The 15,042-nt window shown below is 55.0% G+C and carries 12 protein-coding genes; 10 read left to right on the forward strand and 2 right to left on the reverse strand.

Going from position 1 to position 15,042, the window contains the following annotated elements:
• The first annotated feature begins 1 nt into the window (after nt 1).
• From proW to emrB, 5 genes are all read left to right on the forward strand, one after another.
• Nucleotides 2–1,195: a glycine betaine/L-proline ABC transporter permease ProW gene (gene proW, locus K5Y33_RS10385; protein ID WP_222233827.1), complete on the forward strand. Its 1,194-nt coding sequence runs from the start codon at nt 2–4 to the stop codon at nt 1,193–1,195.
• Nucleotides 1,196–1,258: 63 nt separating this feature from the next.
• Nucleotides 1,259–2,254, forward strand: a complete 996-nt coding sequence (proX, locus tag K5Y33_RS10390; protein ID WP_008101636.1) for a glycine betaine/L-proline ABC transporter substrate-binding protein ProX — start codon at nt 1,259–1,261, stop codon at nt 2,252–2,254.
• Nucleotides 2,255–2,961: 707 nt separating this feature from the next.
• Nucleotides 2,962–3,492, forward strand: coding sequence for a transcriptional repressor MprA (mprA, locus tag K5Y33_RS10395; protein ID WP_008101638.1), 531 nt, complete (start codon nt 2,962–2,964; stop codon nt 3,490–3,492).
• Between the two features lie 148 nt (nt 3,493–3,640).
• The gene (gene emrA / locus K5Y33_RS10400) at nt 3,641–4,813 is read left to right on the forward strand and encodes a multidrug efflux MFS transporter periplasmic adaptor subunit EmrA (RefSeq protein ID WP_110868299.1); all 1,173 of its coding nucleotides are present in this window, start codon (nt 3,641–3,643) and stop codon (nt 4,811–4,813) included.
• Between the two features lie 17 nt (nt 4,814–4,830).
• A complete protein-coding gene (gene emrB, locus K5Y33_RS10405) occupies nt 4,831–6,366 on the forward strand; it encodes a multidrug efflux MFS transporter permease subunit EmrB (protein WP_101763434.1) in 1,536 nt (511 codons plus the stop codon).
• Nucleotides 6,367–6,403: 37 nt separating this feature from the next.
• Here emrB and K5Y33_RS10410 read toward each other — a convergent pair whose 3' ends face one another.
• On the reverse strand, nt 6,404–7,516 hold the full coding sequence (locus K5Y33_RS10410; RefSeq protein ID WP_222233828.1) for a tRNA/rRNA methyltransferase: 1,113 nt from the start codon (nt 7,514–7,516) through the stop codon (nt 6,404–6,406).
• Between the two features lie 156 nt (nt 7,517–7,672).
• Here K5Y33_RS10410 and trxC point away from each other — a divergent pair, with 156 nt between their 5' ends.
• The 5 genes from trxC to K5Y33_RS10440 all read left to right on the forward strand — a co-directional run bounded on the left by trxC (nt 7,673) and on the right by K5Y33_RS10440 (nt 13,429).
• Nucleotides 7,673–8,092 carry a thioredoxin TrxC gene (trxC, locus tag K5Y33_RS10415; RefSeq protein WP_110868290.1) on the forward strand — a complete coding sequence of 140 codons (420 nt, stop codon included), beginning with the start codon at nt 7,673–7,675 and terminating at the stop codon, nt 8,090–8,092.
• A gap of 91 nt (nt 8,093–8,183) precedes the next feature.
• Nucleotides 8,184–8,888 (forward strand): tRNA-uridine aminocarboxypropyltransferase, encoded by a 705-nt coding sequence (locus K5Y33_RS10420; RefSeq protein ID WP_222233829.1) that lies wholly within the window; start codon nt 8,184–8,186, stop codon nt 8,886–8,888.
• A gap of 87 nt (nt 8,889–8,975) precedes the next feature.
• Nucleotides 8,976–11,633 carry a bifunctional acetate--CoA ligase family protein/GNAT family N-acetyltransferase gene (locus K5Y33_RS10425; RefSeq protein ID WP_192234470.1) on the forward strand — a complete coding sequence of 886 codons (2,658 nt, stop codon included), beginning with the start codon at nt 8,976–8,978 and terminating at the stop codon, nt 11,631–11,633.
• 116 nt (nt 11,634–11,749) lie between these two features.
• Entirely contained in the window at nt 11,750–13,105 is a 1,356-nt protein-coding gene (gene pssA, locus K5Y33_RS10435) for a CDP-diacylglycerol--serine O-phosphatidyltransferase (RefSeq protein WP_101763429.1), read from the forward strand.
• Between the two features lie 3 nt (nt 13,106–13,108).
• The gene (locus K5Y33_RS10440) at nt 13,109–13,429 is read left to right on the forward strand and encodes a YfiM family lipoprotein (protein ID WP_101763428.1); all 321 of its coding nucleotides are present in this window, start codon (nt 13,109–13,111) and stop codon (nt 13,427–13,429) included.
• On the opposite strand, the gene K5Y33_RS10445 is transcribed toward K5Y33_RS10440, so the two are convergent.
• Complete coding sequence (locus K5Y33_RS10445; RefSeq protein ID WP_222233830.1) at nt 13,430–14,734, reverse strand: MFS family transporter; 1,305 nt, start codon at nt 14,732–14,734, stop codon at nt 13,430–13,432.
• Nucleotides 14,735–15,042: the final 308 nt, after the last annotated feature.

The following is a 15,042-nucleotide window of genomic DNA, read 5'->3' on the forward strand; positions in this document are numbered from 1 at the left end:
CATGAGCGAACAAACAGCGAATCCGTGGGAAAGCGCCAGCCAAACCACCCAGCAACCTGCCACCACTGATACCAGCGCCGCCGCCAGCAGCAGCGATCCCTGGGCGAGCGGCGGTGCCGCGCCTGCAGATAGCAGCTCCGGCAGCGCCGATGCATGGGGCGATCCCTCCGCCGCCAGCAGCGGTGGCCACGATGCTGCCAGCAATGCTGCCAGCAATGCTGCCAGCAGCAGCAGCGACTGGCTGAGCAGCGCACCCGCTCCCGCGCCGGAACATTTCAACCTCATGGACCCGTTCCATAAAACCTGGATTCCGCTTGATAGCTGGGTGACTGAAGGCATCGATTGGGTGGTCAGCCATTTCCGCCCGGTGTTTCAGGGCATTCGCGTGCCGGTGGATTACATCCTCAGCGCGTTCCAGCAGTTACTGCTCGGCATGCCCGCGCCGGTAGCGATTGTGGTGTTCGCACTGATCGCCTGGCAGATTGCCAGCCCGGCGATGGGCATTGCCACATTGGTCTCGCTGATTGCCATTGGCGCGATTGGTGCCTGGTCGCAGGCGATGGTGACGCTGGCGCTGGTGCTAACCGCCCTGCTGTTCTGCATCATCATCGGCTTGCCGCTCGGCATCTGGCTGGCGCGTAGTGAACGTGCCGCGCGCATTATTCGTCCGCTGCTGGATGCAATGCAGACCACGCCGGCCTTCGTCTATCTGGTGCCGATCGTCATGCTGTTTGGTATCGGCAACGTGCCGGGCGTAGTGGTGACCATTATCTTTGCGCTGCCGCCGATTGTGCGCCTCACCATTCTTGGGATTAAGCAGGTGCCAGCCGACCTGATTGAAGCGAGTGAATCCTTCGGTGCCAGCCCGCGTCAGATGCTGTTCAAAGTGCAGCTGCCGCTGGCGATGCCGACCATCATGGCTGGCGTAAACCAGACGCTGATGCTGGCGCTGTCGATGGTGGTGATCGCCTCGATGATCGCGGTTGGCGGTCTCGGTCAGATGGTGCTGCGCGGCATTGGTCGCCTGGATATGGGCCTCGCCACCGTCGGCGGCGTGGGCATCGTGATCCTCGCCATTATCCTCGATCGCTTGACGCAGTCGATGGGCCGCGACAGCCGCAGCCGTGGCAGCCGTCACTGGTACAGCACTGGCCCGCTCGGTCTGCTGATGCGCCCTTTCAGTAAAAAAGCCTGATTTCAATGGGCGGTCCGCTGCGGCCGCCCGTCTTCGACGTAACACGTAAAATAAGGAATGACTATGCGCAAGACAGCTCTCATCGCCGCCGTCCTGACGACGTTCGCCGCGACGCACGTGTCCGCCGCCGACCTGCCCGGTAAAGGCATCACCGTTAAACCGACGCAGAGCACCATCTCTGAAGAGACCTTCCAGACGCTGTTGGTAAGCCGCGCGCTGGAGAAACTCGGCTATACCGTTGAGAAGCCAAGCGAGATTGATTACAACGTGGCGTACACCACCATCGCCGCCGGTGATGCCACCTTTATTGCCACCAACTGGAAACCGCTGCACGACGATATGTATAAAGCCGCGGGCGGCGATGCGAAGTTTTATCGCCAGGGCACTTACGTCGGTGGCGCGGCTCAGGGTTACCTGATCGATAAGAAAACCGCCGAGCAGTATCACATCACCAATATTGAACAGCTGAAAGATCCCAAGATCGCCAAACTGTTTGATACCAATGGCGATGGCAAAGCGGATTTGACCGGCTGTACGCCAGGCTGGGGCTGTGAAGCGGTGATTAATCACCAGATTGATGCCTACAAGCTGAGCAACACCGTGGAGCACAATCAGGGCAACTACTCGGCGATGATCGCCGATACCATCACGCGCTTTAAACAGGGCAAACCGGTGTTCTATTACACCTGGACGCCGTATTGGGTCAGCGACGTGCTGAAGCCGGGAAAAGATGTGGTATGGCTGCAGGTGCCGTTCTCTTCACTGCCGGGCGAGCAGAGCAAAGTCGATACCAAGCTGGCGAACGGGGCTAACTACGGTTTCCCGGTGAACACCATGCATATCGTCGCCAACAAAGCCTGGACCGAGAAAAATCCGGCCGCGGCAAAGCTGTTTGCTGAGATGAAGCTGCCGATTGGCGACATCAACGCCGAGAATGCGGCGATGCATGCGGGCCATGCTTCTGAAGCCGATATCAATGGCCACGTTGATGGCTGGATCAAAGGCCACCAGGCGGAATTCGATAAGTGGATTCAGGACGCACTGGCGGCAGCGAAGTAACGCATTTACATTAGCGTTGGTATTGTAGCGGCGCGATTTATCGCGCCGTTTTTCATGCAAGAAATCCACTTCAAGAACTCAGCGCAATAAATTGCGCCGCTACGGCAAATGGCTGCCTTCCCCTTTTCCTTTCCCTCAATAAGCGAAGCGTGCGCTATAGCGCACTGGTACGTCCTGTTAATTAACACACCATTGAAATAATTTTTTCGGTTACTATTACCTACAAATGATTATCTCTCTTATCCGCACGCAATGACTGCTTCCCGTTTAGCGATCAAATTCCATCACTTAGGCTGGTGTCGCATTCGCGCGGGCGTTGTTAAGAGCATGTTAATCAACACCTTGATTTACGTGGATAAGCGGCGCGCGAAAAGTGTTTAGAAATCGTAAAGATGGTTCTAAACCGCTGAGCAATACTATTCATTAATGATTGGGTTTGTTATGGTTAGCAGCGCAGTTATTCACCAGAGTTATTTTTTCTCGCGAAATTATTTATCTGTAAAAAGGTTTCCCGAGATGAATTGATGGCATCGGCTGCCTGTATGTTCAGGTGGGATGTCAGGGCAAAATGCCCAGGGTTAAGGAACAACCTGGAATGTCAGATGTTGACTATGTGATCGTGCTAACAATCACCTGCGGAAATTGTGACTACGCTTAATCTGTCACCATCATTACTATACCAGTTGCAACTAAGAGGTTTTTTTAAAATGGAAAGTTCGTTTACTCCCATTGAACAGATGCTTAACATCCGTGCTAACCGCCATAAAGATTTTCCGCTGCAGGAGATCATTTTGACCCGCTTGTGCATGCACATGCAGGGTAAACTGCTGGATAATCGCAACAAAATGTTGAAGGCGCAGGGAATTAACGAGACCTTATTCATGGCGCTGATTACCCTTGATGCACAGGAAAATCAGAGCATTCAGCCTTCAGAACTGAGTTCTGCCCTCGGCTCTTCACGCACCAATGCCACGCGTATCGCTGATGAGCTGGAGAAGCGCGGCTGGATCGAACGTCGTGAAAGCGAGAACGACCGTCGCTGCCTGCATCTGCATTTGACCGAAAAAGGCAATGAATTCCTGCGCCAGCTGCTGCCACCGCAGCATCAGAGCCTGCAATACCTGTGGTCTTCGCTCTCTACTAACGAGCAGGATCAGCTGGAATCGATTACCCGTAAGTTACTTAACCGTCTCGATAAAATGGACGAAGATCAGGTTATCGCTTCCCTGTCGCGCTAATAGCAAGAAGTGCGACACAATCACCTTCCGAAATCGCTATTTTAATCCCCTTTTGTCCGGCCAGCGCTTAAGTGCTGGCTTTTTTGACTCGGGCAACCGTGTTGAAGGATCGGCACATCCCGACTAAATGGAAAACGTGGAGAACGACATGAGTGCGACAGCGGAAGCTCAAAGCCCGCAACAGCCAGCGAATAAAAAGAAGAAGCGCAAAGGTGTGCTGATCCTGCTGGCTATCGTGTTTGTAATTATTGGTGTTTCGTATCTGGCTTACTGGTATTTGGTGCTGCGTCACTTCCAGGAAACCGATGATGCGTACGTGGCGGGCAACCAGGTGCAGGTGATGGCGCAGGTTTCTGGCAGCGTAAACAAAGTGTGGTTTGATAACACCGACGTGGTGAAGAAAGGCGACGTCCTGGTGTCGCTGGATAAAACCGATGCCGAGCAGGCGTTTGAAAAAGCGCAGACCGCGTTAGCCACCAGCGTGCGTCAAACCCACCAGCTGATGATCAATGGCAAACAGTATCAAGCCACCATCAAGCTGCAGCAAACCGCGCTGGAACAGGCCGAAGCTGACCTGAAACGCCGCGAGCCGTTGGGCGCGTCTAATCTGATTGGCCGCGAAGAGCTGCAACACTCGCGTGATGCCGTGGCGACAGCCAAAGCGCAGCTGGATGTGGCAGTGCAGCAATACAACGCTAACCAGGCGATGATTCTGAATACCTCGCTGGAAAATCAGCCCGCGGTACAGCAGAGTGCGGCTGAGCTGCGCGATGCCTGGCTGGCGCTGCAGCGTACTGAAATCCGTAGCCCGATTGATGGCTTCATTTCACGTCGCAGCGTACAGGTTGGCTCGCAAATCTCCACCACCACCCCGCTGTTGGCGGTGGTGCCGTCCACTAATCTGTGGATCGATGCAAACTTCAAAGAGACCCAGCTTGCAGGTGTCCGTATCGGCCAATCGGCCACGGTGATCAGTGATATCTACGGCGATGACGTCGAGTATCACGGCAAAGTGGTGGGTCTGGATATGGGTACCGGCAGCGCCTTCTCGCTGCTGCCTGCGCAGAACGCCACCGGTAACTGGATTAAAGTGGTCCAGCGTCTGCCGGTGCGTATCGAACTGGATCCGAAACAAGTGGCGGAACATCCGCTGCGTATCGGCCTCTCCACGCTGGTGAAAGTGGATACCCAAAACAAAGAGGGTGCCACGCTGGCCAGCACCGTGCGTTCGCAAGCCGCGTATGAAAGTAATGCGTTGGCAATCGACCTCGCGCCGGTTAACCAGCTGATTACTGACATCGTTCGTGCCAACGCTGACTAACGCCGCGGGAGGCTGTTATGGCACAAAAACCGCTTGAAGGTGCGCCGTTAGTCCTGATGACCATCGCCCTGTCGCTGGCGACGTTCATGCAGGTACTCGACTCCACCATCGCTAACGTGGCGATTCCGACCATCGCCGGTAACCTCGGTGCCTCGAACTCGCAGGGCACCTGGGTGATTACCTCTTTCGGGGTGGCGAACGCCATCTCGATTCCGATAACAGGTTGGCTGGCCAAGCGCATCGGTGAAGTGAAGCTGTTTACCTGGTCGACCATCCTGTTTGTATTGGCGTCCTGGGCTTGCGGCATGTCCGAAAGCCTGGAGATGCTGATCTTCTTCCGCGTCATTCAGGGCGTGGTTGCCGGTCCGCTGATTCCGCTGTCGCAGAGTTTGCTGCTGAACAACTATCCGCCAGCGAAACGCAGCGTGGCGCTTTCGCTGTGGGCGATGACGGTGATTGTGGCACCGATCTGCGGTCCAATTCTCGGCGGCTGGATCAGCGATAACTATCACTGGGGCTGGATCTTCTTCATCAACGTGCCGATTGGTTTGGTGGTGGTGTTACTGACGCTGCAAACGCTGCGTGGACGTGAAACCAAAACCGAAATCCGCCGGATCGATATGGTGGGGTTGGTACTGCTGGTGGTGGGCATTGGCTCGCTGCAGGTGATGCTGGATCGCGGAAAAGAGCTCGACTGGTTTAGCTCAACCGAGATCATTGTGCTGATGGTGGTCGCCGTGGTGGCGCTGCTGGTGTTGCTGGTGTGGGAGCTCACCGACGACCATCCGATAGTCGATTTGTCGTTGTTCAAGATGCGCAACTTCACCATCGGCTGTTTGTCGATCAGCCTGGCCTATATGCTTTACTTCGGCTCGATAGTGTTGCTGCCGCAGCTGTTACAGGAGGTATATGGCTACACCGCCACCTGGGCCGGATTGGCGTCGGCACCGGTGGGGATTTTGCCGGTGATCCTGTCGCCAATCATTGGCCGCTTCGCCCACAAGCTGGATATGCGTAAGCTGGTGACCTTTAGCTTCATCATGTATGCCGTCTGTTTCTACTGGCGCGCCTACACGTTTGAGCCGGGGATGGATTTTGGTGCATCAGCGTGGCCGCAGTTTATTCAGGGCTTTGCGGTGGCGTGCTTCTTTATGCCGCTCACCACCATTACGCTGTCGGGCTTACCGCCAGAACGTATGGCGGCGGCATCAAGCCTGTCGAACTTCGTGCGTACGCTGGCAGGTTCCATCGGTACCTCGATTACTACCACCATGTGGAGTAACCGTGAATCGATGCATCATAGCTATCTGTCGGAGTCGGTGAATCCGTACAACGTCAATTCACAGCAGATGTATGACCAGCTGCAAAGCATGGGCATGACCCAGCAGCAGGCCTCGGCGTATATCGCGCAGCAAATTACCAATCAGGGTCTGATTATTTCGGCGAATGAGATCTTCTGGGCATCGGCGGGCGTGTTCTTGATCTTGCTGGTGCTGGTGTGGTTTGCGCGTCCACCATTTGGTGCGGGCAGTGGCGGCGGTGGTGCTCACTAAGCGAGACAAACAAAAACGGGCCTTGCGGCCCGTTTTTTTATGCGTTCTGACGCCACCATTCGGCGAGCAGAATACCGGTCGCCACTGACACGTTGAGGCTTTCAACGTTGCCGGTGCCACCAATCGACAGGCTGAGATCGCCCTGCTGGAAAGCGCTGTCTGACAGACCTTCGCTCTCCTGACCCAACACCAGCACCATTTTGGCAGGCAGCTCAGCTTTCGCCAGCGGTGTGCCTTCGTGGCTTGAGGTGGTAACGATGGTGTAACCCGCTTTACGGAACGCTTCCAGGCCATCGGCAAAGCTTTCGCCGCTGATTGCCTGTACGTGTTCAGCGCCACCTTCGGCGGTACGTACTGCCGCACCTGACTCCAGCAGCGAGGCATCATTCACCAGCAAACCTTTCACACCGAAGTGCGCGCAGCTACGCATAATGCCGCCAAGGTTGTGCGGGTTGCTGACATCTTCCAGCGCCAGCACGCAATCTTTGGTGGGGGCCTTGGTCAGCCACTCGGTAACCGGCATGCCCATACGTTTTTTGATGATGAAGCACACGCCACCGTGGTGTTCAGTACCTGAAGCTTTGGTCAGCTCAGCATCTTCAACCACATGATAGGCTTTGCGGTTGGCCGCCAGCCAGCGCAGGGTTTCACGGAAACGCGGTGTCACGCTCTGAATAAACCAGGCGCGCACGATGCTTTCCGGACGGCTCAGGAACAGCGCCTGACAGGCATTTTCACCGTAGACGCGCGTCTCTTCCTGACGCTGACGGCGAATCTGCTCGGGATCGATGACCGGCTTGTTCGCGGCATCATCCAGTTGACTATCATCCGCGACCGGCGGACGAGAAACGGTGCGCCACGGCGAATCACCGAAGCTGCGGTTGTCGTCACCACGATCGTCACGACGACCAAAGCTGCGACCGCGTTCGGTATTACTCGCACCGCGCGGTGCCGGGCTGCGTGCGCCGCTACGGCCACCTTCTTCATTATTACGTGCACCGCTGCGAGGACCAGAACGACGATTATCTTCCTGGCGCGCAGCAGGACGGCCGCCTTTGCCGGTACGGGGATTCGGCTTTTGACCACTCTCCTCATCACGTACGTACATCACTTTTACCTTGCCGCTTTTGCCTTTAAATTCGTCGTTCATCTGTTCCTCCAGCATTGAGAGCGCGAAGATTACCTGATGTGTCGGTGCTTAGCTATCAACTATTGAACCTATTGGGCAATCCAGATTGAGCATAGCACTCAACCTTTTCATAATGTCCGGCAATCATCAGATTTACAGGTCCGGGTTGAGGTAAATATGAATACAGTTTGTGCCTCCTGTCAGGCAACCAACCGCGTGCCCGAGTCGCGCATGGCTGATGGAGCAAAATGTGGTCGTTGCGGCGGCGAGCTATTCAACGGTGAAGTCGCCAACGCGACCGCAGCCACGCTGGATAAGTATCTGCAAGACGATCTGCCGGTGGTGATCGACTTCTGGGCGCCGTGGTGCGGCCCGTGCGTTAACTTCGCACCGGTGTTTAAAGATGTCGCCGACGAGCGGCGCGGCAAGGTGCGCTTCGTGAAAGTGAATACCGAAGCCGAACCCGCGCTTAGTTCGCGTTTCCGCATTCGCAGCATTCCTACTATTATGCTGTTCAAGAACGGCGAGATGGTCGACATGCTGAACGGCGCAATGCCGAAAGCGCCCTTCAACGAGTGGCTCGACGAATCGCTGTAAACCGCTGATGGCCAGCCGCGTGCTGGCCTTCCTTATTACCTTTCCCGGCTAATTCCATTACACTGGCGTTTTTTCTCCTGCATGCGAATTTATGTTTGAAAATGCCGTTCTGCGCTTACGTGCGCAACGTTTAGCGCGCGCCACGCGCCCGTTTCTTGCGCGCGGTAATCGTGTCATTCGTTGCCAACGCTGCCTGCTGCCGCAGAAAAACTGTCTGTGCGCCACCATCCAGCCTCAGCAAGCGCGCAGTCGCTTCTGTCTGGTGATGTTCGATACCGAGCCGATGAAGCCGAGCAATACCGGAAGGTTAATCGCCGATGTGCTGCCGGACACCGAGGCGTTTGGCTGGTCACGCACCGAGCCGGATGCCGCGCTGCTGGCGGCGGTGAAGAACGCGCATTATCAGCCACTGGTGGTTTTCCCTGCGTCTTACGCAGATGCGGATCGCGAAGTGCTTACCAGCCCGCCCCTTACCGGCAAACCGCCGCTATTTATTATGCTCGACGGCACCTGGACTGAAGCGCGCAAGATGTTCCGCAAAAGTCCGTGGCTGGATGCGTTGCCGGTGATGTCGCTCAACGTGTCTGCGCCCTCGCGCTACACGCTGCGCGAGGCCCACAGCGAAGGCCAGCACTGCACCGCCGAAGTTGCTGCCGCGCTGCTGGAACAGGCCGGGGATCTCGCCGCCGCCGCAGAATTGCAGCACTATTTCGCCCGCTTCCGTCATGCTTATCTGGCGGGGAAACCGCATCATCCGATTCATGCTCTGGAAGAAGCAATGAGTAGCGGAATCTGAAGCTGGCTCTCAGCCTGCGATCGGCGAATCGGCACGCCCGCTAAAAAGCGTTTACAATCATGCCAATCTTGATTGCAGGAGCGGATGATGAGCCAACGCGGACTGGAAGCGCTGTTACGACCTAAATCAATCGCGGTAATCGGTGCGTCAATTACACCGGGGCGCGCCGGCTACTTTATGATGCGTAACCTGCTGGCCGGTGGATTTAGCGGCCCGGTATTGCCGGTGACGCCGAAGTATAAAGCGGTGAGCGGCGTGCTGGCATGGCCGGATATCGCCAGCCTGCCCTTCGCGCCCGATCTCGCCATCATCTGTACCCACGCCAAACGTAATCTCGAACTGCTGCAACAACTGGGCGAAAAAGGCTGTAAGGCCTGTATTATTCTCTCGGCGCCATCCAGCCAGTTGGAAGAGCTGAAAGCCTGCGCCAGTCAGTGGCAAATTCGCCTGCTTGGGCCCAACAGCTTAGGTTTGCTGGCGCCGTGGCAAGGGTTGAATGCCAGCTTCTCGCCAGTGCCGATTGCTAAAGGCCGCATTGCTTTTATTTCGCAATCTGCTGCGGTCTCTAACACTATTCTCGACTGGGCGCAGCAGCGTAACCTCGGTTTCTCCTGGTTTATCGCCTTGGGTGATAGCCTGGATATCGACGTTGATGATCTGCTGGATTTCCTCGCGCGCGACGGTAAAACCAGCGCCATTCTGCTCTACCTCGAACACCTCAGCGATGCGCGTCGCTTTGTTTCCGCTTCGCGCAGCGCCTCGCGTAATAAACCGATTCTGGTGATAAAAAGTGGTCGCAGCCATCAGGCGCAGGCGATGATCGGTACCCACAGCGGACTGGACGCTGCCTGGGATGCGGCGATTCAGCGCGCCGGTTTACTGCGCGTACAAGATACGCATGAACTGTTTACGGCGGTTGAGTCGCTGAGCCATATGCGTCCATTACGCGGCGATCGACTGATGATCATCAGCAACGGCGCGGCCCCGGCGGCGCTGGCCCTGGATGAACTGTATGCGCGCAACGGTAAGCTGGCGACGCTAAGTGACGAAACCTTGCAGGCGCTGGCCACACTGCTGCCAGAAGGCGTTGGCCGCGGCAATCCGCTGGATTTGAAAGATGACGCGACACCAGCGCGCTATGTCGCCTGCATTGAACGGCTGCTGGATAGCCATGAACTTGATGCACTGATGATCATTCATGCGCCAAGCGCCGTTTCACCTTCGAGCGAAACCGCCGAGCAGATTATCGCTGCGGTTGCCAAACATCCGCGAGGCAAGCAGGTCACTTTGCTGACGAACTGGTGCGGCGAATACTCTTCGCAGAGCGCACGACGCGCGTTTACTCAGGCTGGCATTCCCACCTGGCGCACACCGGAAGGTACCGTTACCGCTTTCATGCATCAGGTGGAATATCGCCGCAACCAGAAGCAACTGCGTGAGACGCCCGCGCTGCCGATTGGTTTGACGCAGAACAGCGCGCAGGCGCATCAGCTGATTCAGCAAGCGCTGGATAAAGGCATCACCACGCTGGACACACACGAAGTGCAGCCGGTGTTGCAGGCTTATGGCCTGGCGACGCTGCCCACCTGGATTGCCAGCGACAGCGCCGCGGCTGCCAGCATCGCCGATCAGATTGGCTATCCGGTCGCGCTCAAGCTGCGTTCGCCGGATATTCCGCATAAGTCGGAGGTACAAGGCGTAATGCTGTATCTGCGCAGCGCCGCAGAGGTGGAACAAGCGGCTGAAGCCATTTTTGATCGCGTGCGTGAAACCCATCCACATGCGCATGTTGATGGTTTGCTGGTGCAGAGTATGGCGAATCGCGCCGGAGCACAGGAGTTGCGTGTGGTGGTCGAACAGGATCCGCTGTTTGGCCCCATCATCCTGCTGGGCGAAGGCGGCGTGGAGTGGCAGCCCGACAAGCAAGCCGCCGTGGCTTTGCCGCCGCTGAATATGACGCTGGCGCGCTATCTGGTGATTCAGGCGATGAAAAGCGGCAAAGTCCGCAGCCGTAGCGCGTTGCGACCACTGGATATCACCGGGCTTAGCCAGCTGTTAGTGCAGGTTTCAAACCTGGTGGTCGATTGTCCGGAGATTCAGCGCCTGGATATTCATCCGCTGCTGGCATCAGCCGACGAATTCACGCTGCTGGATGTCACGCTGCAGCTGGCGCCTTTTAATGGTGATAACGAAACACGGCTGGCGATTCGTCCTTACCCGCATCATCTTGAAGAGCAGGTGCAGCTGAAAAATGGGCAATATTGCCTGTTCCGCCCGATCCTGCCGGAAGATGAACCGCAGCTGCGCGCCTTTATCGCCCAGGTAACGAAAGAAGATCTCTACTATCGTTACTTCAGTGAAATCAATGAATTCACCCATGAAGATTTGGCGAATATGACGCAAATTGATTACGACCGCGAAATGGCGATTGTCGCTATACGGCAGCACAACGGCGTCGACGAGATCATTGGCGTAACACGTGCGATCTCCGATGCCGATAATATCGATGCTGAATTCTCCGTGCTGGTGCGGTCTGACCTGAAAGGCTTGGGCATGGGCAGGCGCTTACTGGAGAAGATGATTCGCTATACGCGCGATCATGGCCTGCAACAATTGAACGGTATCACCATGCCAAACAATAGCGGCATGATCACGCTGGCGCGAAAGCTCAATTTTCGCGTGAATATTCAACTGGATGATGGCATTGTCAGCCTGAATTTGCCGCTCGGTGATGTCATCAGCTAACCTGTACAGAAAGGTAAAATTCCTCCTCTACAGGCCGGTTGATGGTATTATTTACCGTTAGGATCATGATTTGATGGCAAAAGGCCATGCAATGAACAGAGAAGAAGTGCACTGTGATGTTGTCTAAATTTAAACGTAATAAACACCAACAACACCTCGCACAGCTGCCTAAACTGTCACAATCCGTGTCGGATCTGACGACGCTTTACTCGCCTGCCGAGTTTCGCGAAACCCTGCTGACGAAAATTGCCGCAGCAGAAAAGCGTATCTGTATCACCGCGCTGTATCTGGAGAATGATGACGGCGGTCGGGGAATAATGCAGGCGCTGTACGCAGCGCGTCAGGCACGTCCGGAGCTGGATGTCTGTATTCTGGTTGACTGGCATCGTGCGCAGCGTGGTCGTATTGGCGCTGCTCGCGGCGTGACCAACGCTGACTGGTATTGCGAAATGGCGACTCAGCACCCGGATATCGCTATTCCGGTTTATGGCATTCCGGTTAACACCCGCGAAGCGCTCGGTGTACTGCATCTGAAAGGGTTTATCATTGATGATACGCTGCTCTACAGCGGCGCGAGCTTGAACGATGTCTATTTGCATCAGCATGATAAATACCGTTATGACCGTTATCAGCTGATCCGCAATCCACAGCTTACCGATACCATGTATGCGTGGATCTGCGAAAATCTCAAGGATTCCGATGCGGTTAACCGCCTCGATAAAACTGAGCGCCCTTCCAGCCCGGAAATCAAAAACGAAACACGTCAGTTCCGTCAGGAGCTGCGCAGCTTTAACTATCAGTTTACCGGCAATGCAGATAATGATTGCCTTGCCGTCACGCCGCTGGTTGGCTTGGGCAAACGTAGCCTGCTGAACAAAACCATTTTCCATTTGATGCCCTGCGCCGAGCGCAAGCTGACGCTGTGTACGCCCTATTTTAACCTGCCGGCCATTCTGGTGCGTAACCTGATTCATTTACTGCGTCAGGGTAAAGAAGTTGAAATCATCATTGGCGACAAAACGGCCAATGACTTCTACATCCCGCCAGAACAGCCGTTCAAGATTATCGGGGCGCTGCCTTATCTATATGAGATTAACCTGCGTCGCTTCCTGAGCCGTTTGCAGTATTACGTCAATAATGGTCAGCTGACGGTACGCTTGTGGAAAGATGGCGAAAACAGTTATCACCTGAAAGGCATTTGGGTGGATGACGAATGGATGATGATCACCGGTAATAACCTCAATCCACGCGCGTGGCGACTGGATCTGGAAAATGCGGTGCTGATTCACGATCCTCTCAATCAATTGGCCGAGCAGCGTGAAAAAGAGCTGGCGCTGATTCGTGAGCATACTTCCGTGGTGCAGCATTATCGCGAGCTGGAAAGTATCTCCGATTATCCGGCAAAGGTGCGCAAGCTGATTCGTCGCCTGCGCCGTATTCGCATCGATCGCTTGATTAGCCGTCTGCTTTAGCCGATGCGTGCGCCTATTCTCTGCGTGGTTTTGCTGTGTAGTGGATGTGCGCATGTCGCTCAGGATAACTGGACCGGCAAAGACAAAGCGCAACACTACTTCTCTTCTGCTGTTCTGGCTGCTGCAGGAAGCGAGATTTCTCAGCATCAAAATCACAGCCGCGGGCAGAATTTGCGTTTCGGCTTTCTGTTTTCGTTAAGTTTTGGTGTGGGGAAAGAGTTATATGACAGCCGCTCAGCGGGGAGCGGCTGGAGTTGGAAAGATCTTAGCTGGGATGTCGCCGGCGCCGCCAGCGGTATCGCACTGTGGAATCTCAGTCAGTAACTACAGCGCAATCCCCTTCCCTTTGCGATGCAGCATCAGCGATACCAGGAATGCTAAAGCGCCCATTGCCGAAACATACCAGAAGAAGCTGGTTTCAATACCTTCCCTTTTCAGCAGTAAGGCTACGTACTCTGCTGAACCACCAAAAATAGCATTCGCCACCGCATAGGAAAGCCCAACGCCCAGCGCGCGGACTTCCGGCGGGAACATCTCTGCTTTCAAAATGCCACTGATAGCGGTGTAGAAACTGGTGATGATTAGCGCCAGCATGATCAAGGCAAATGCCAGCCAACTGCTTTGCACATTTTGCAGCAATAGCAGAATAGGTACCGTACAGATAGCTGCCCCGGCACCAAAAATCATCATTGAGGCACGACGACCAATCTTGTCTGACAGCGCGCCAACTATCGGCTGAATCAACATGAATACCAATAAGCAACCGGTCATTAATCCACTGGCACTGCGCGCATCCATCCCGGCAGTATTTACCAGATATTTTTGCATGTAGGTGGTGAAGGTATAGAAGCTTAGCGAACCGCCTGCGGTAAAGCCCAGCACCATCAGAAATGCACGGGTGTGATTGCGCAGTAATCCCGTAATGCTGCCGGCGTCACGATGTTCACGGTGTTTTTTCTCTGAAGTTTCGTTGAGAGAACGACGTAACCACAATGCCACCACAGCGAGCGCCGCCCCGAGGAAGAACGGAATACGCCAGCCCCAGCTGCGAAGTTCTTCATCGCTGAGAATTTGCTGTAAGACTACAACGGTAAGCACCGCTAACAGTTGGCCGCCGATGAGCGTCACATATTGGAAAGAGGCATAAAATCCTTTTCGTCCTTCCAGTGCTACTTCGCTCATATAAGTGGCGCTGGTACCGTATTCCCCACCAACCGATAATCCCTGAAACATACGCGCCAGCAGAAGAATGACAGGCGCGGCAAGGCCAATTTCTCCGTAGCCCGGTAGACAGGCGATCACTAATGATCCCAGACACATCATGCACACTGAGATCAGCATTGAGGCTTTGCGACCGTGGCGATCGGCAATATAGCCAAATAACCATCCGCCGATCGGGCGCATCAGAAAACCAGCTGCGAAGACGCCTGCTGTTTGCAGTAACTGGGTGGTGGTGTCACCGCTTGGAAAGAAGACATGGGCAAAATAGAGTGAGAAGAAGGAGTAGACGTAGAAATCGAACCATTCGACTAAGTTGCCGGATGATGCGCCGACAATCGCCCAGATACGCTTTTTACTGTCGGCTGCCGTTTCAGACAGTGCCACTTTTTGTTGTTGTGAGTCAGTCATGCTTACCTCTTTTCCTTGCGAAGAATTAGCGCCAAAGGATTGAGTAAAGCATCTATTAACTGGTTGCGGGAATTGTCTCTATTCCTGGATTACAAAATGTGATTGCCGCGGAGTTTTTAGTGCAATTTGTTGCTGATTTTCATGCAAATTCAGCCATCTGCCGGCTTTAATTCGCTATATGCAGACGTAAAAAAGCCCCGGACTTTCGTCCGGGGCTTCTTCACTATTTGATGCCTGGCAGTTCCCTACTCTCGCATGGGGAGGCCCCACACTACCATCGGCGCTACGGCGTTTCACTTCTGAGTTCG

This window comes from Pantoea sp. DY-17 (assembly GCF_019795975.1).
GTDB lineage: Bacteria > Pseudomonadota > Gammaproteobacteria > Enterobacterales > Enterobacteriaceae > Pantoea > Pantoea leporis.